Origin of the sequence: Terrabacter terrae, assembly GCF_039529575.1 — a bacterium.
GTDB lineage: Bacteria > Actinomycetota > Actinomycetes > Actinomycetales > Dermatophilaceae > Terrabacter > Terrabacter terrae.
Genome location: NZ_BAAANB010000001.1, coordinates 707,654 through 724,128, shown reverse-complemented (window position 1 = coordinate 724,128; position 16,475 = coordinate 707,654). Strand labels below are relative to the sequence as shown.

14 protein-coding genes are annotated in these 16,475 nt (G+C 70.3%); 4 read left to right on the top strand and 10 right to left on the bottom strand.

Features of this window, described 5'->3' with window-relative positions; all coding sequences use genetic code 11:
* Positions 1-66 precede the first annotated feature (66 nt).
* A complete protein-coding gene (locus ABD194_RS03330; RefSeq protein ID WP_343987475.1) occupies positions 67-1,176 on the top strand; it encodes a hypothetical protein in 1,110 nt (369 codons plus the stop codon).
* A gap of 302 nt (positions 1,177-1,478) precedes the next feature.
* On the opposite strand, the gene ABD194_RS03325 is transcribed toward ABD194_RS03330, so the two are convergent.
* From ABD194_RS03325 to ABD194_RS03310, 4 genes are all read right to left on the bottom strand, one after another.
* Complete coding sequence (locus ABD194_RS03325) at positions 1,479-1,928, bottom strand: Ig-like domain-containing protein (RefSeq protein WP_343987472.1); 450 nt, start codon at positions 1,926-1,928, stop codon at positions 1,479-1,481.
* Positions 1,929-2,083: 155 nt separating this feature from the next.
* Positions 2,084-3,349: a phytase gene (locus ABD194_RS03320; RefSeq protein WP_343987469.1), complete on the bottom strand. Its 1,266-nt coding sequence runs from the start codon at positions 3,347-3,349 to the stop codon at positions 2,084-2,086.
* 206 nt (positions 3,350-3,555) lie between these two features.
* The gene (locus ABD194_RS03315; protein ID WP_343987467.1) at positions 3,556-4,992 is read right to left on the bottom strand and encodes an O-antigen ligase family protein; all 1,437 of its coding nucleotides are present in this window, start codon (positions 4,990-4,992) and stop codon (positions 3,556-3,558) included.
* 287 nt (positions 4,993-5,279) lie between these two features.
* Entirely contained in the window at positions 5,280-6,023 is a 744-nt protein-coding gene (locus ABD194_RS03310; protein WP_343987465.1) for a hypothetical protein, read from the bottom strand.
* A gap of 258 nt (positions 6,024-6,281) precedes the next feature.
* Here ABD194_RS03310 and ABD194_RS03305 point away from each other — a divergent pair, with 258 nt between their 5' ends.
* The 3 genes from ABD194_RS03305 (at position 6,282) to ABD194_RS03295 (ending at position 9,119) form a co-directional block, all read left to right on the top strand.
* Positions 6,282-7,109 (top strand): sulfotransferase domain-containing protein, encoded by an 828-nt coding sequence (locus tag ABD194_RS03305; protein WP_343987462.1) that lies wholly within the window; start codon positions 6,282-6,284, stop codon positions 7,107-7,109.
* Between the two features lie 74 nt (positions 7,110-7,183).
* Entirely contained in the window at positions 7,184-8,356 is a 1,173-nt protein-coding gene (locus ABD194_RS03300) for a Wzz/FepE/Etk N-terminal domain-containing protein (RefSeq protein WP_343987459.1), read from the top strand.
* Complete coding sequence (locus ABD194_RS03295) at positions 8,349-9,119, top strand: sulfotransferase family protein (RefSeq protein WP_343987455.1); 771 nt, start codon at positions 8,349-8,351, stop codon at positions 9,117-9,119. The genes ABD194_RS03300 and ABD194_RS03295 overlap by 8 nt, the downstream gene beginning before the upstream one ends.
* Before the next feature lie 28 nt (positions 9,120-9,147).
* Here the strand turns inward: ABD194_RS03295 and ABD194_RS03290 are convergent, their stop codons facing one another.
* The 6 genes from ABD194_RS03290 to cysD are packed head-to-tail and all read right to left on the bottom strand — an operon-like array spanning position 9,148 to position 16,447.
* A complete protein-coding gene (locus ABD194_RS03290) occupies positions 9,148-10,674 on the bottom strand; it encodes a flippase (protein WP_343987452.1) in 1,527 nt (508 codons plus the stop codon).
* Positions 10,671-11,645, bottom strand: coding sequence for a sulfite exporter TauE/SafE family protein (locus ABD194_RS03285; RefSeq protein ID WP_343987448.1), 975 nt, complete (start codon positions 11,643-11,645; stop codon positions 10,671-10,673). Before ABD194_RS03285 ends, ABD194_RS03290 begins: the two co-directional genes overlap by 4 nt.
* On the bottom strand, positions 11,642-13,126 hold the full coding sequence (gene cysC, locus ABD194_RS03280) for an adenylyl-sulfate kinase (RefSeq protein WP_343987445.1): 1,485 nt from the start codon (positions 13,124-13,126) through the stop codon (positions 11,642-11,644). Before cysC ends, ABD194_RS03285 begins: the two co-directional genes overlap by 4 nt.
* Positions 13,123-14,349 carry a glycosyltransferase family 4 protein gene (locus ABD194_RS03275; RefSeq protein ID WP_343987442.1) on the bottom strand — a complete coding sequence of 409 codons (1,227 nt, stop codon included), beginning with the start codon at positions 14,347-14,349 and terminating at the stop codon, positions 13,123-13,125. The genes cysC and ABD194_RS03275 overlap by 4 nt, the downstream gene beginning before the upstream one ends.
* The gene (locus ABD194_RS03270; protein ID WP_343987439.1) at positions 14,346-15,602 is read right to left on the bottom strand and encodes a sulfate adenylyltransferase subunit 1; all 1,257 of its coding nucleotides are present in this window, start codon (positions 15,600-15,602) and stop codon (positions 14,346-14,348) included. The genes ABD194_RS03275 and ABD194_RS03270 overlap by 4 nt, the downstream gene beginning before the upstream one ends.
* Complete coding sequence (cysD, locus tag ABD194_RS03265; RefSeq protein ID WP_343988208.1) at positions 15,602-16,447, bottom strand: sulfate adenylyltransferase subunit CysD; 846 nt, start codon at positions 16,445-16,447, stop codon at positions 15,602-15,604. The genes ABD194_RS03270 and cysD overlap by 1 nt, the downstream gene beginning before the upstream one ends.
* Positions 16,448-16,475: the final 28 nt, after the last annotated feature.

The window sequence follows — 16,475 nt, the reverse complement described above, 5'->3', positions numbered from 1 at the left end:
ACAGTCTCAATGGGGGAAACAATGCGAACTCGACTTCCGCTTGCCGCGCTCTGTACAACCGCCTTGGTGGCCATGGGGGCATCGGCCGCCGTGGCCGCCGTCGACCAGACGGCGACGCGGCCGTGCGCCCAACCGAACGGGCGCGTCAGCGCCATGGCGATCAGCGGAGGGACCCTGTTCATCGGGGGGTCCTTCACCTCGGTGCAGGACCGGTCCGGGCAGGCCCGGGCACGCACTCGCCTGGCCGCGATCGACGTGGCCACGTGCGACCTGACGTCGTGGACGGCGGCCGCCGACGGCGAGGTCCTGGCGCTGGCCGTCTCCGGCGGCACCGTCTACGTGGGCGGCTCGTTCACGACCGTCGGCGGGTCGGCCCGGAGCTCGATCGCCGCACTGAGCGCCTCCTCGGCGCAGGTGCAGTCCTTCAACCCGGGAATCAACAAGCCGGTGCGTGCGCTCGCGGCGTCCTCGAGCACCTTGTATGCCGGGGGCGACTTCACCAAGGTCGGTGGCGCGAGCCGCGCCAAGCTCGCGGCCTTCTCCCTCTCCGGCGGTGCGCTGAGCTCCGGATGGCAGCCGAAGGCGAACGGCAAGGTGAACACGCTGGCGCTCAGCGCCGACGGTGGGAGGGTCTACGCCGGTGGGCTCTTCACCACTCTCAACGGCCAGAGCGCCTACCCCTACCTCGGCGCGGTCGACCCGGCCACCGGAAAGAACGACGCCGGGTTCAACCCGCACTCGTTGTTCCCGGTCCTCGACGTGGTCGCCGACTCCCGCGGTGTGTATGTCGGCCAGGCCGGCTCAGGGGGCCACCTGATCCTTTTCAACACGGACGGCACGCTGAAACGGTCGGTCTACCAGCTGGACGGTGACGTCCAGGCCGTCGCCGTCGACGGCGACTCGGTCTTCGGGGGCGGCCACTTCACCAACTACTGCGTCGGCAACACCGGCGCCGGCGCGCCGTTCAAGTGCGACAAGAACCTCCAGAGGCGCAAGCTGGTCGAGGTCTCGATGTCGAGCGGGGCGGTCACCTCGTGGGCGCCCGTCCTGGACAGCCCGTTCGGCGTCCTGGCGGCCACCGTCGACCCGAGCACCCACGCCCTGTGGGTCGGTGGCGACTTCACCCACGTCTCGGGACAGGCGGTGGCGCACCTCGCGAGGTTCAACGCCCGCTGAGGTGCCCTGCGGTCCCGCAGGGGGCTGGAGGACCCGACCCGGCACGTACGTCAGCCACACAACCGTTCGCCCCGGACCCTCTCGACCAGCGTCGAGTCGTCCGGGGCGAACGTTGTTCTGCGCCAACCGAGCTCGCGATGGACGTCCGTCCGTCCTCCTGCCGTGACATGACCAGGACCGGCTGTCGCCACCCCGTCGCACCGGAGCGCCGGCCCCGCGATGCGGGACCGGCGGTCCGGGCCGGCGTGTTCGCGAGGCCGGGCTCCCGGCATACGGCAGCCGTGTCGCTCGCGCGCGCGCAGTCAGCGTTTGAACGTCAGGTAACCGGTGCCGGAGGCGCCCTTCACCGATGCGGTGACGGTGATCTTCTCCCCCGCCTTGGGGTGCCGGTCGACCAGCTCGGCAGAGCACGAGCCGGAGGAGCCGGTGACGCAGGGGTTCTGGTTGATGCGGAAGAGGGCGTCCTGGGCGTCCGAGTCGCTCCAGGACACCGTCACCCCCGCGACCGGCGAGCCGCTGCTGTTGCGCACCTTCGCGGTGTACGTCTGCGTCCCGTCCGGGACGTAGTTGAGGCACGAGTTCGGTGCGAGCTGCCGTTCCGGCTGCGACTTCGGCACGGTACAGGTGACCGTGACCCGGTAGCCGGTCGCCGCCTGTGCCGGCAGCGCCGGCCCCACTGCCACGACCGATGCGAGTGACGCGACCGACGCCGCTGCCGCCGCGATGCTCATTCTTGCCATTCCCCTGCGCATGTCCGTCTCCTAGGAATCGGGCGGAGCCGCCCCGGCGCCACCATTGAATGACTGTCGTGCGTGCCGCTCCCGACCCCCGAGGACCGAGCGGCTGGTCCGAACTGCACCGGGCCCCGTGGGGCTGAACCTCCCGGCTCGCCACGGGGCCCGCGTCCTCAGCTGCGCGGTGTGCCCGCCGTGTCGACGACCAGGCCCATGCCCTTGGCGACGCTCGGCCACGGCGTGAACTTGAAGTTGGTCCCGCCCTCCGGAGCGTCCTTCCCGTCCTGGGTGACGAGCATGCCCTGCGGGTACTTCGGGCCCATGTCCACGTTGATGACATCCAGGCCGTCGGTGGCGTTCACCGCGTCGAAGGCGCCGCCGCCGATGGTGAGGGTTCCGAGGTAGCTCGAGCCGTTGCGGCTGAAGACGGTGAAGATCGACTTCTGCTGGTTCGAGATGACCAGGTAGCCGTTCGAGGTCGTCCCGGCCCGGTAGAGGCCGATGCCCTCGAGGTCACCCGGGAGGTAGGACTCCCCGTAGCTGGGCGAGCTCGTGTCGATCTTGCACTTGCCGCTGACCACGGAGTACTTCTGGCCGAAGCGGGTGAGCTTGTGCACGAGCACCGGGTTGGTCAGGTCGGTGGTCATCTTCCACAGGCCGACGATCTCCTGGTCGGCCCAGAGGGTCCCCGTGTCCGGGTCGACGACCATGCCCTCGGCGTGCGCCACCCAGTCCGGGTGCTTCGGGTTGAAGCAGGGCTTCCACGTGGAACCGTTCGGCAGCGTGAAGCGGTCGGGAAGGCTCATGGACGCCACCTTCTGGTAGCTCACCTTCCCGCCACCGGCATCGGTCAGGACGAGCTTGGCCAGGTTGGTCGTGTTCTCCTGGGTGACGAAGACCTCGCCCTTGCCGGTCGAGCGGTTGCGCCACCCGGCAAGGCCGTAGGTGGTCTTGGAGTTGATCTTCTTGCTACCCCCGAACACGAGCGGTGCCGAGCTCGCCGTCACCTCGCTCAGGGGTGCCGTCGCGCTGGCGCCGTTGATGGCGAAGATGTGCAGCTTGTCGGTCCCCCGGTCACTCAGCACCGCGAGGTCCCGAGTCGTCCCACCGAGGCTGATCCCGTAGAGGACCTCGATGTTGTTGTAGCGACTGCCCGACGGGATCGGCACAGCCTGCACCAGCGAGCCGTCGGTGCGGTACACGTCCACACCGGCCTCCTTGACCGTGCCGATGACCAGGCTCTTCGACGGGTCGCTCGGATGCACCCAGAAGGCCGGGTCGTCTGCGTCGTTCGTGCCGGCCGGCTTCCGGTCGATGGTCTCGGCCGTCGCGGTGACGGTCGCCGTGGTCGCCGACGTCGCGGCGTGGGCCGCCGGTGCCAGGGCCACGAGCCCTGCCCCCGCTGCGGCGACCGCCCGGCGATGGATACGTCTCCCCATGTCGTTCCCCCCATGTTCGGGCGCCCACGACGTGCCACCCCCCGGCAGCAGTGCGTCGATCCCCCTCGACCGACGTCGCTGGGCACCGCTTCGAATTGGTCGACCGTAAGACCGCCGAAAGGACCGCGGCGCGCGATTCCGGGAATCTGGCCAGAAGTCGTCCTCTTCGCCCCGATATACGCATGACGCAGGTACGAAGAGGCGCGTCAGGCCTTCTTCACGGGCACGACGCCCGCCTCGGGCGTGCGCTGCATCTCATGGGAGTTCGTAGGTCCCGGGGCGTACGTGCGCGAGACGTAGGCCGCCGCAGCGGCGAAGGCGACGAGGTACCACAGGCTCACGACGTTGGACATGACGTTGGCGGCCATGCTTCCGAGGACGAAGCACACCGCACAGCCCAGGGCGCCGGCGGCCACCCCGCTCTCGAGGCTGCCCTTCGGCGCCCGTTGGACGGCACGACGGGCGCTGCCGACGAGCGCGGCCAGCATGCTCACGTAGCAGGCCAGGCCGAGAAGGCCCGTCTCGACGTACGCGCGGATGAAGTCGTTGTGCGGCTGCTTGGCCGCGTCGGTCTGGTACTGCGTCGAGGCGAGGCCGATGCCGGTGACGGGGTTGGAGTTGGCCAGCGGGATCACCTCGGTCCAGTAGTGCAGACGCCACACCAGGGTGTTGCCGGTCGGGGTCCCCTGCGGCGTGCTCCCGGCGTCCAGGGTGCCGAAACGGGCCGCGACACCGGGCAGGGCGATGAGAGCCGCCAGCGCCATCGCGACGAGACCTCCGATGAGGACCTTGCGCTTCTGCACCACGGCGACGACCACCAGCCCCGCGACGGATCCGAGGATGGCCGTACGCGTCAACGTGAGCAGCATGAACACCGACGAGAGTGCCAGCATGGCGGCGAACAGCAGCCGAAGCCTGGGCTTGACGTACGGATACACCGCGATGCCGAAGATCAGCAGGAACGCGAGGTACCGGGCGAAGGTGTTCGACTGGTTGAAGGGCCCTGTCAGCCGCGTGAAGCTGCCCTTCACCTCCGAGCTGGGCGATCCCGTCAGCATGCCGAACACGGTGTAGCCCAACGGGACGAGCAGCGCGACGTAGCAGGTGACGAGGACCCGGACCATCATGGTGCGGGAGGTGATGAGCTGCTCCAGGACGACGAACATCATCACCACGGTGGCGATGCGCAGGACCTCCAGCGCACTCGCCTGGGGCTGGACGGATCCGAAGACGCTGAGGACGCAGGTCGCCAGGAAGGCGAACATCGCCGTGCGCAGCCGCGAGCCCGGGACCAGCTGTCCGCTCCGGGCCCGACCTGCCAGCCAGAGCGCTGCCGCGAGCAGGAAGAGCACTCCCAGGATGCTGGAGGGGTCGAGGCCGCGCTGGGCAGCCGTGTTGCCGACCGTCGTCCCTGTCGCGTTCGAGCTGAGCTTGAACAGGTCGAGGGCCGGCCGCACCGCCAGGAGCAGGATGACGAAGGCCGAGAACGGGGTCAGGGCCAGCAGACCCAGTCCGACCGCCACCATGGCGATCACCGGAAGCACTGCGAGCGTCTTGTCACCGTCGACGAAGCTGAAGCCGCTGACGACCGCTCCTGCCGCCACGAGGACCACGAGGGCCACCTGGAGCGCGACGCCGAGCACCGACTTCCCAGGTTTCCCCGTTGATGCGTGACGTCCTCGCGTCGCCCGCGCCCGAACGCGAGATCCCCACTGCCCTGTGACGTTTGCTGATGACATGCCGGCCCGGTGCTTTCCCTGTGACTGCATGGCGAGATCGGTCGAGACCTCCTGGCCAGTCCACTATGCCCCGCAGGTGGGAAGTCTCGTGGCGCAACGGCAGAAACGGGTCATGCCGAGGCCAGACCCTCGTCAGGCGTTACGGATCCCACTGTGGCACAAGAGTGCTCACAACCCGAATCGGCCGGTGGTCAGCAGGTCTTGGCCATGATCTGCGCCGCCCCGGCACTCACCTGGATGGCGTTGTTCCGCAAGGCGACTGCCGACTCGTTGACCTTGTTGGTGGCACTGCTCTCCGCCGCCACCGTCGACCGCGCCGCGAACACCGCTGCCCTGACGTTCGGCATCGATGTGAGCGTCGACCGCTGCGCGGCGACCTGCCGTTCGACGTTCGTGGCAGCGGCCGCCAGCACGGCGAGTTGCCCACGCCGGGAGCTCACCGCCTTCATGACGGCGTTGGCGTTGCCGACCGCCGCCGAGCTCCTGCTCCGCACGATGCTGTTCTGCGCCCAGCCCGCGGTGCAGTTGCGCGTGGTGCCGTAGACGGCGCTGCGGATGGACGTGACGGACGTGCGCGCCTGTCGCAGTGCGTCGTTGCCGACCTGCAGCTGCTTACGCGCGGCGTCGAGCCGAACCAGGTTCCGCTTCTTGGTCGAGAGGTCGTCGATGGCTGCGGCCAGGGCCTTGCCCACCTCCGGAGCCGGAGCACCCGTGGCGACCCGGGAGGTCGGGGTCTTGCTCGGCGTCGTCGTGGTCGAGCTGGCAGGAGCAGCCGACGCGCTGGTCGGGCTCGTGACCGGTGGCGTCGAGGCCGGCGTGACGGCGCCCGCTCCCTGCGTGCAGGCGGCCAGGGCGCAGACGGCCACACCCGACAGCACCAGCCGCCCCAGGCCCCCGGTCCCGTGCCGGTCAGCGCGCGCTCTCGTCTCGGTCACGGTGAGTTCTCTCGTTCTCGTCATGGTGCAACTCACTGGTCGGTCGTCGTTGTCCGCCGGGGTGCGTGCCGTGCCGGCTCCCTGGCGAGGACTGTAACTCCGGGGCCACGAGGGGCGTGCCCTTTCTGGAGGTTTCCGTGGGGATTGCCGAATCGTCAGTGCAACGACACGCCGCCAGTTAATCTCGGAAGCGTTCGGGCGACGCCGGGGTCACAAGGGCCGTGGGGGGAACGCGCTCGAGCTGCGGGGAGATCTTTGATGTCACGCCGTTCGATGGGGACGACTCTCGGTGCGCTGCAGTCGCGGCTGGCACGCGGTGAGCGGTTGCTGCCCGGCTACCTCGTGGTGGGGACGAAGCGCGGAGGCTCGACCTCGCTGGCCGAGTGGATCACCCTGCACCCGCAGGTGGGCAAGGTGAGGTCCGGCAAGGGCACCCACTACTTCGACGTCAACTTCGGGCGCGGATTTCGCTGGTACACAGCGCAGTTCCCAAAAGTCGATGAGGGCTTCTCCCTCGTCGGGGAGTCGAGTCCGTACTACATGTTCCATCCGCTGTCCCCGCAACGAATTCGTGCTGCCCTGCCCGACGTCAAGATCGTGATGTGCCTGCGTGATCCGATCGCGCGGGCCTGGTCGCACCACGCCTACGAGGTGGCGCGAGGGCACGAGGACGAGTCCTTCGAGCGCGCCCTCGACCTCGAGGAGTCACGCCTCGTCGGGGAAGAGGCGCGCATCGTGGCCGACCCGCAGTACCAGGCGGACCACTGGAGGTACCACGCGTACCTGCGTCGCGGCCACTACGCCGAGCAGGTCCACACCTTTCACCAGCTCTTCGGCCCGGACCAGGTCCTCGTCGTCCAGAGCGAGGCGCTGTTCGCCGACCCGCAGGGCCAGATGGACCGCGTCTTCTCGTTCCTCGGGCTTGCGCCGCACCGGTGCGAGCAGCTCCTGGCGCGCAATGCCAACAAGCCGTACGGCGAGATGACGCGCGAGACGTTCACTCGCCTCGTCGACCACTTCACGCCCCTGAACCACCAGCTATACGCCATGCCCGGGATCGACTTCGCCTGGCCCTACGACCGCTGAGCCACGAGGCGCAGCAGCCGTTCCGCCCGACCGGACAGTCGTCCGACGCCACACCGGAAGGAAGTAGGAACAACATGGAGATCATCGACTACCTCCGCATCGCCCGTCGGCGGTGGTGGATCCTCGTCGCCGTGCCGGTGCTGGCCGGGCTCGCGGCCGCCGCCCTCATCCTGTCGGCGCCAGCGTCGTACAGCTCCACCGCCACGGTCTCGTCCGGCTCGCTCGTCAACAGCGACGGCAGCCCGTTCACCGGGACCCAGGCCACCGGCCAGTTCGTCGCCGCCTTCACCGCCGCCTCGCAGAACCCGCAGACCCGGCAGGCGGTCCAGGCCCAGACCGGCGTCACTCCCACCGACCAGGCCGACGGCATCGAGGTGGACCCGATCGGGGCCAGCAGCGACCTCCAGGTGATCTTCACCAGCCGCGACCGCAGGCTGTCGGCCGCGGTGGCACAGGCGACTGCCCGGGAAGCCTTGAAGCAGATGTTCACCGTGCGCGCGGACCAGGCGGTCGCCACGCGCGACCGCGCCCAGGAGGCCGCGTCGGAGGCCAACGCCGCCATCGACGCCCTTGCGAAGAAGTACCAGATGGCCGACGCACCGAAGGTCTACCAGAACCAGCTGGCGCAGGTCGCCTCCCTCCAGCAGCAGCAGGCCACCATGCGCGCGAGCGGGAACGCGATCGCCGCTGCCGCCATGGACGCCCCCATCGCCTCCGCCAAGAAGGGCTTGAGCGCCTTCCTGCCCATCCTCGCCGAGTACAACGACCTGTACTCGCGCCAGGTGGCGGCGAGCAGCGACCTCACGCAGGCGCAGGCGGAGTGGCGCCACGCACTGGCGCTCAAGGCCGCCGCCACGTCCGACACCACCGTGTACCTCGGCCCGACGACTCCCGCCGACAAGCAGGCGACGCTCGTCGCGACCCTCCCCGTGATCGTGGGCGTGGGTCTCTTCCTGGCCGTCCTGCTCATCCTCCTCATCGAGGTCTCCTCGCGACTGCGGCGGGGCCGGGTGGCCCGCTCCTCGGCCGACCCGGCCGAGGCCGACGAGGCGGCGGAGGACCTGCGGCACGACGACACGTTGGTGTCTCCTGCAGGCGGATCCGGCACGCTCAACGGTCACGCGCCGTCCCACGGGGACGCCTCCCCGGACCCGGTCGCGACGGGGTCGCAGGGCGCCGGCGACTCGGGCCTGCTCGAGCACGCGGGCGCGGAGGCCGAGCCTCGGGCGGCGAGGAGCCGTGTCTGAGAGCAACCACCGCCCGATCTTCATCGTCGGGTGCCAGCGTTCCGGCACCACCATGCTGCGGCTGATGCTCGACTCGCACTCGCAGATCAGCTGCGGCCCGGAGACGCGCTTCCTCGAGGACCTCGAGCGGATCGTCGACGCGGACTGGAGACGCCTGTCGCAGTTCGGCTACCCACAGGAGGAGTGGCTGAGGCGGATCCGCCTGTTCTTCGAGGGGATCCAGAGCGACTACGCGCGGTCGAGGGGGAAGACGCGGTGGGCGGACAAGAGCCCGCGTTACGCGTTGCACATCCCCTTCCTCATGCAGGTGTTCCCCGACGCGCAGATCGTCCACGTCATCAGGGACGGTCGCGACGTGGCGGTCTCGCACCGCAAGCGCTTCGGCTACTGGTCGAGTGTGAAGTCGTCGGTCAAGTGGCCCCGTTACATCCGCGCAGCACGGGACGCCGGATCGGCGCTGCCACCAGACTCCTACTTCGAGCTCCGGTACGACGGCCTCGTGGCCGACACGGAGCAGACGCTCCGCGGGTTGCTCGAGTGGCTCGGTGAGCCGTGGGAGCCGCAGATCCTGGACTTCGCGAGCCAGAAGCACGACGTGCCCGAGCGCTACCACCGGCAGCTGGCTGCCCGGAACCAGACGGCGGGCACGGACGGAAGCGTGTACGCCTCACGGGTCGGGACGTACCGCGCCGAGCTCGATCCCCTCGTGCGCGCGCTCTTCTGGTTCACCTCCCGGCGGACGCTGCGCGAGCTCGGCTACTGAGCCGCAGACGCGGCAAGGCCTTCGGCACTCAGGCCAGGCGACGACGCAGGCGACGCCACACGCGTACGTCCTCGGGATGGGGGCCGAGCAGCACGATGGCGGCGGTGTAGACCAGGCCGCAGGTGGCTGCTCCGACGACGAGCGACAGCGCCCAGCCGTCGACCAGGTGCTCGACCACCAGGCCGGCTGCGGCGGCAGGAAGAGCGGCCAGCACGATCTTGCCGGTGGAGGCTCCCTCCGCCCGGATGCCGAGGAGCATCCGGGCCTGGAGCACCTTGACCCCGTTGACGACGACGATCGAGGCGCTCCACGCGACTGCGGCGCCCACGATTCCCCAGTGCGGGATCAGCAGCAGGTTCAGCCCGATGTTGGCGACGAGGACGAGGGCGTTGTCGAGGAGACTCAGAGCCACCCTGCCCGACATGTTGAGCACGACCCCGCACGGCCCGGCGGCCGCGCCCACGAGCTGGCCGCACGCGAGGATGATGGTCACGGCCGCGCCCTCGGTGAACCCGCCGCCGAAGACGGCGAGCAGCTGCCGGGGGAAGACGAGCAGCACGACGAAGGCCGGCATCGACAGCAGCAGGGCCCAGCGGGTCGCGCTGCCGTAGGCGCGGGCCGCCCCGGCGTAGTCCTGGGAGTGGTGCAGGTGCGCCATGTGGGGTCCGAACGTCGCCGTGATCGGCGGCAGCACGAACACGGCGAGCGTGACCAGCCTCGTGGCGACGTTGTAGACGCCCACCTGGCCCTCGTCCGTCATCGCCCCGAGGATCAGCGTGTCGGCCCAGATGAGCCCCGTGGCAGCGAGCGCGGAGGCCCAGCTGATCATCGAGAACGACATGATGTCGCCGATCCGGTAGACGGCTCCCGCCTGCGGCACGTGTCTGAGCCGGGCCCCCAGGGCCGCCAGCGCCAGCAGGGCCGTCACCCACGACGCGATCGCCAGCGACCACATGGCCCCGAGGTAGCCGTAGCCCCACCACAGGGCCGCGGCCGTCATCGCCAGGCGCAGCGCCGGGTCGAAGATGCGACCGATCACCGTGTATGCCTTCTGCGTGCGCCAGCCCTGCGTGGCGGCGAGCGCGGCCTCCGACAGTGCGTGGGCCGGCAACGTCAGGGCCACCAGTCGGATCCCCGCCTCGAGCTGCCCGTCCCCGTCGCCCATCGCCCCGGCGACCACGGGGGCGAGGAGAGCCAGCGCGGCCGCCAGCGCGACCGAGCCGGCGGCGGTGATCCCCATCCCGAGCCGGATGGTCCCGCGCAGTCGCGCCACGTCGGCGTCCGCGAGGTGGATCGCCACGAAGCGGGTGAGCCCGCCGCGGAAACCGGCCATGGCCATCAGGCCGAGCAGCGAGAGCAGGGCGAAGCACTCCGCGTACCGGCCGACGTCGTCCTTGCCGAGCACGTGCGCGAGCATCGTCACGATGGCGAAGAGGGCCGACTGCTGGAGGATGGCGCCGAGGATGTTCAGGCCGCCACCACGAGCCATCCGGTCGCTGTCGGCGCGACGAGCCGACTTCGACGTCGAGGTGTCCACGGGCGAACCGGTGCTCATCGGGGTGCGGTCTGGCGCTCGTTCCCGAGCTCGAGGGCCGCGCGCGCCTTGGCCCGGCGCTGGCTCCGGGCCAGGGCGGGGAAGCCGTTGGCCCGGCGGACGACCATCCACGCCGTCGGTGCCACGAGCATCGAGGCGAGCAGGACGATCCCGGTCGCGGCGGTCCCGAGCCCGAGGAGCTTGAGCGCCGAGGCGAGGAGGACGAAAGCCAGCACCCGTCTGATGAGACCACCCGGCGCGCGCGACGAGAGCCGCGCTCCGAGCCAGGCCCCGGGCACGCAGCCGATCAGCAGCGAGGCGGTCAGGGCCAGGTGGAAGTCGCCGAAGAAGACGTGGGCCACCGCCGCGGCGGCGACGAGCGGCACGGCCTGCACCAGGTCGGTTCCGACGAGCTGGCTGGCCCGAAGGGCGGGATAGAGGGCCATGAGGGCGATGATGATGAGCGAGCCGGAACCCACGGACGTCATCCCGACGACGAGTCCGCCCACCGCACCCACCAGGATCGTCGGCAGCCGGCGGATCGCGACCTCCGGTCGTTCCTGTGGAAGCGGGTCGGCTCGGCCATCGCGGCGACGAGCCCGCTCGAGGAGCCTGGTGTAGGCACGGAAGGCCAGCCCGAAGGCGGCGATCAGGAGGGCGACCCCGAGGGCCACCTGGATGGTCTGCTGGATGGCGGCGTCGTCACCCAGCCACTTCACCGCGACGACCCCGAGACAGGCCATGGGCACGGAGCCCACGCAGAGCCACTTCACGAGGGCGAGGTTCACCGTGCCGCGCCTGAGGTGGACCATCGAGCCGACCGGCTTCATGACGGCAGCGGCGACGAGGTCGGACGACACGGCCGTCAACGGTGGCACGCCGAACAGGAGCACCAGCACGGGCGTCATCAGCGCTCCCCCTCCCATGCCGGTGAGACCGACGACGACGCCGATCCCCAGGGAGGCTGCGACCAGGAGCCAGTCGATGGTCATGGGGTCCCCGTTTCCAGCCAGCCCCCGCCGGCCAGGTAGTCGAAGAGTCGGTCGACCGCCGCGGCACTGGACAGCGCCGTCGTGTCGATCGTCAGGTCTGCGTCGGTGGGCGCCTCGTAGGGGTCGGAGATCCCGGTGAAGCTGGGGACGAGCCCCGCCCTGGCCTTGGCGTACAACCCCTTGAGGTCGCGCCGCTCGCACTCCTCCAGGGGCGTGCTGACGTGGACCAGCACGAAGTCGCCGACCTCGCCCACCATCGCGCGGACGTCGTCGCGCGCCCGGGCGTAGGGAGCGACGGGCGCGCAGATCGCGACGCCCCCGTGCCGGGCGACCTCGGCCGCGACGAAACCGATCCGTCGGACGTTGAGCAGTCGGGACTCGCGGTCGAACCCGAGGCCTTGCGAGAGGAGCTGACGCACGACGTCCCCGTCCAGGAGCGACACGGTCCTGCTCGTCTCGCGGCTGACCCTCGCCGCCAGGGAGCGAGCCAGGGTCGACTTGCCCGAGCCGGACAGGCCCGTGAACATCACGACGAGGCCGCGCCGGGAACGCGGAGGCCGCCAGCGGCTCAACGCGGTGCGGTCGTCGGGGTGCAGGGACGCCGACACGACGTGGCGGTCCAGCCGGTTGACGGGCCGGCCGTCGAGCTGCCCGTCGCGCCTCCCGTCGAGCTGCTTGTCGAGCTGCCCGTCGAGCTGTCTGTCGAGCAGGCCCACCACCTCCCGCCACGCTGGTGCGACGTCGTCGAGGCGGGGGTCGTCGCTGAGGACGAGCACGTCGCGAGCGCCGACGTGCGCCGCCAGGGCTCCCACGAGCGCCTGGTCGCTGACCGGGTCGCGCCTGGGCAGCGGCGCGGTCGCGACGTCGACCCGGACGCCGTCGGGGGCGCTGCAGACCCGGTTGACCGAGCGAGCAGCCAGCTGGGCCATGAGGAGCGTGGGCACCCCTGCGGTGTCGACGGCCTGGTCGGGCACCACCACGAGCACCCGGGCGCCGTGGTCGCCCCGGCGCACCTCGTGCAGGAACATCTCGAGCCGTCGGTCGTCCCACGTCAGGGCCGGTCGGCCGAAGACGACGAGGCCGCCGTAGGCACCGCCGGCGAGCGCGAGGTCGAGGGCCAGAGCACGGTCGGGTCCGCTCTCGCGCAGCCGTTCCCGGGCGACCGCCCCGGTCAGCACCACCCGCTCGCCGGCGGTCGCGGCGGCCGGCCCGGTGCGCAGCGCGGTCAGGGAGGCGAGAGGCGTGTGTTCCTCGTCGACGAGGGTGAGACCGCCCGCCGCACTCGCCAGCCGTGCCAGGTCCGGGTCGACCCGCAGGCCCGCGCAGACCGGTCCGCCGGTGCGCGCCGGCCGGTGTGTCCCTGCCGCGACGGGACCGCCCAGGAGGTGTCCGCTCGGCAGGACGCCGCCGAGGAGGAGCTCGACGTCGCGGATCTCCGTCGCCGTCATGGTGAGCACCGGAAGGGCCGTCGTGATCGTCACCGCGGCTTCCCCTGCCGCGCGGCGACCGTGCGGAGGTAGAGCTCCTCGAGCCGGTCGGTCGCCGCGTCCCACGAGTAGTGGTCGAGGACCCGGCTCCGCAGCTCGTCTCCTGACGCCGCAGGGACGCCGGCGAGCACCTGCTCCAGGGCCGCCCTCAGCGAGCCGACGTCCCCGCGGGCGAACAACCGGTGCGCCGGTGACCCGGCGCCGAGGATCTCCAGGTGCGGCGCGATGTCGCTCGCCACGACCGGAGTGCGGTTCGCGATCGCCTCGAGCAGCGTCAGCGGCAGGCCCTCGAGGTCGGAGGGCTGCACGAAGACGCCGGCGCGCTGGAACAGCTCGTCGAGGTGGCGGCCGCCCACGAAGCCCGGGAACACGACCCGCGGGTCGTCGCCGGCGAGCTCGCGCAGGTGGGCGCTGTACTCGGGGGTGAAGGAGGTGTCCCCGACGATGACGACCTGCCGGATCCGTTCGCTCCCCAGCACGGCTTCGATGAGCAGGTCGGGTCGCTTCTCGGGCACGAGCCGGCCGACGAACAGGGCGTACTGCCCCGGAACGAGACCGAGCGACCGCGCGAACTCGCTGTCGCCGGTGAGGACGGGGGTCGGGGCCCCGTTCGGGATGCACGTCACCGCCTTCGTGAAGTGCTCGCCGTAGTGGTCGGCCAGGCTCTGCGAGACGACCACGGTGTCGTTGGGCACCCGGCCGCTCAGCCAGTGCGCCACACCGAGGACGGCTCGTGCGGGCCCTCCCCACTTGTCCCGCTGGTGGTCGAGCCCGTGCACGGTCAACACCACGGCAGCACCCGAGAGGTATCTCGGCAGTGGTGACAGCAGGGCGGGGCCGAGCGCGTGGTAGTGCACGACGTCCGGTCGCCGGCCCAGCGCCATCAGGGTCGAGGCCGCGCTGTGCACGATCGCGTCGAGGTGCTTGGTGGCGACGGTCGGAGCCTCGACCAGGGTCATGCCGCCGTAGGTGCGGGGCGTGCCGGTGCCGTAGGACGACCGGCAGAAGACGAGCACCTCGTGGCCGCGCGACGCGAGCCGGCTGCCCACCTCCTCGACGTGCTTCTCGACGCCGCCCATCTTCGCCGGCAGCCCCTTCTGGCCCACCATCGCGATGGTCAGCGGCCGCCACCCACGTCCGACAGCGCCGGACGCCGCGTCACCGACCGCCGTGCCCGCCTGCGACGAGACCCGGAGGTCTCCCGGCTCGAGGTTCACCGGACGTTGTCGGCGATCATGCCCGCAGCCACGGTCCGGTTGGTGGCCTCGTCGATGAGGACGAAGCCGCCGGTGTTGCGGTTGCGGGAGTAGTCGTCGGCCATCAGCGGAACCGTGGTGCGCAGGCGCACCCGACCGATCTCGTTGAGGACCAGCTGGTTCGCCTGCTCGTCACGGTGCAGGGTGTTGATGTCCAGGCGGTACTGCAACGCCTTGACGATCGTGCGCGCACTCCGGGTCGTGTGCTTGATGGAGTACTTGCCACCGAGACGCATCGGGGACGACTCGTCCATCCAGCAGACCATGGCGTCGATGTCCTGCGTGACGGTCGGCTGGTTGTGCGGCCGGCAGATCATGTCACCGCGCGAGACGTCGATCTCGTCCTCCAGCCGGACGGTCACCGACATGGGCGGGTAGGCCTCGTCGACCTCCCCGTCAGCGGTCTCGACGGCGAGGATCCTGCTGGTGAACCCGGAGGGCAGGACCATCACCTCGTCGCCCTTCTTGAGGGTGCCCCCGAGGACCTGGCCCGCGTACCCCCGGTAGTCGTGCCAGGCGTCGGACTGGGGACGGATCACGTACTGCACGGGGAAGCGGACGTCGATCAGGTTGCGGTCGCTGGCGACGTGCACGTTCTCGAGGTGGTGCAGCAGGCTCGGGCCGTCGTACCACGGCATGTTCTCCGACCGCGTGACCACGTTGTCGCCGTTGAGGGCGGACACCGGCATGACGGTGAGGTCGGGCACCCGCAGCTTGGCGGCGAACTGCGTGAACTCGTCGCGGATCCTCTCGTAGACCTCCTGCGAGAAGTCGACGAGGTCCATCTTGTTCACCACGAGGACGAGGTGGGGCACCTGCAGCAGCGTGGCCAGGAACGCGTGCCGCCTGCTCTGCTCGACCAAGCCCTTGCGGGCGTCGACCAGCACGAGCGCCAGGTCGGCGGTCGAGGCGCCGGTCACCATGTTGCGGGTGTACTGGATGTGCCCAGGCGTGTCGGCGATGATGAACTTGCGGTTGGGCGTTGCGAAGTAGCGGTAGGCCACGTCGATCGTGATGCCCTGCTCGCGTTCGGCGCGCAGCCCGTCGGTGAGCAGCGCGAGGTTGACGTGCTCGTCGCCTCGCTCCCGGCTCGCCCGCTCGACGGCGTCGATCTGGTCGGAGAAGGCGGTCTTGGTGTCGTAGAGCAGGCGCCCGATGAGCGTCGACTTGCCGTCGTCGACGGAACCGGCCGTGGCGAAACGCAGGATGTCCATCAGAAGTACCCCTCACGCTTGCGGTCTTCCATTGCAGCCTCGCTGAACTTGTCGTCGCCGCGTGTCGCGCCGCGCTCGGTCACCCTGGTCGTCGCGACCTCCTCGATGACCTTGTCGACGGTGTCGGCGTCCGAGGGCACCGCAGCGGTGAGGCTGGCGTCGCCGACGGTCCGATAGCGCACGCGGACGGTCGAGACCTGCTGACCCGGCCGGGGCTGCTTGTGCTCGTGGACGGCATACAGCATCCCGTCGCTCTCGAAGCACTCGCGGTCGTGCGCGTAGTAGATCGAGGGCAGCTCGATGCCTTCCTCGCGGATGTAGTGCCAGATGTCGAGCTCGGTCCAGTTCGACAGCGGGAAGACGCGGATGCTCTCGCCCGTGTTGATCCGGCCGTTGAACAGGTTCCACAGCTCGGGCCGCTGGTTCTTCGGGTCCCACTGGCCGAACTCGTCGCGGAAGGAGAAGATGCGCTCCTTGGCACGCGCCTTGTCCTCGTCGCGCCGCGCGCCGCCGAAGATGGCGGTGAAGGCGTGCTTCTCGAGTGCCTCGAGCAGCACCGGGGTCTGGATGCGGTTGCGGGTGCCGTCCCGTGGCTGGGTCACGCGGCCGTTGGCGATCGCCTCCTCCACGCTGGCGACGATGAGCTGTACGCCGAGCTCGGCGACACGGCGGTCCCGGAAGGCGAGGACCTCCTCGAAGTTGTGCCCCGTGTCGACGTGCATGACCGGGAAGGGGATCCGGGCGGGGTAGAACGCCTTCTGCGCGAGGCGCAGCATGACGATCGAGTCCTTTCCCCCGGAGAAGAGCAGCACGGGCCGTTCGAACTCGGCGACGACCTCGCGCATGATGTGGATGGCCTCCGACTCCAGGACC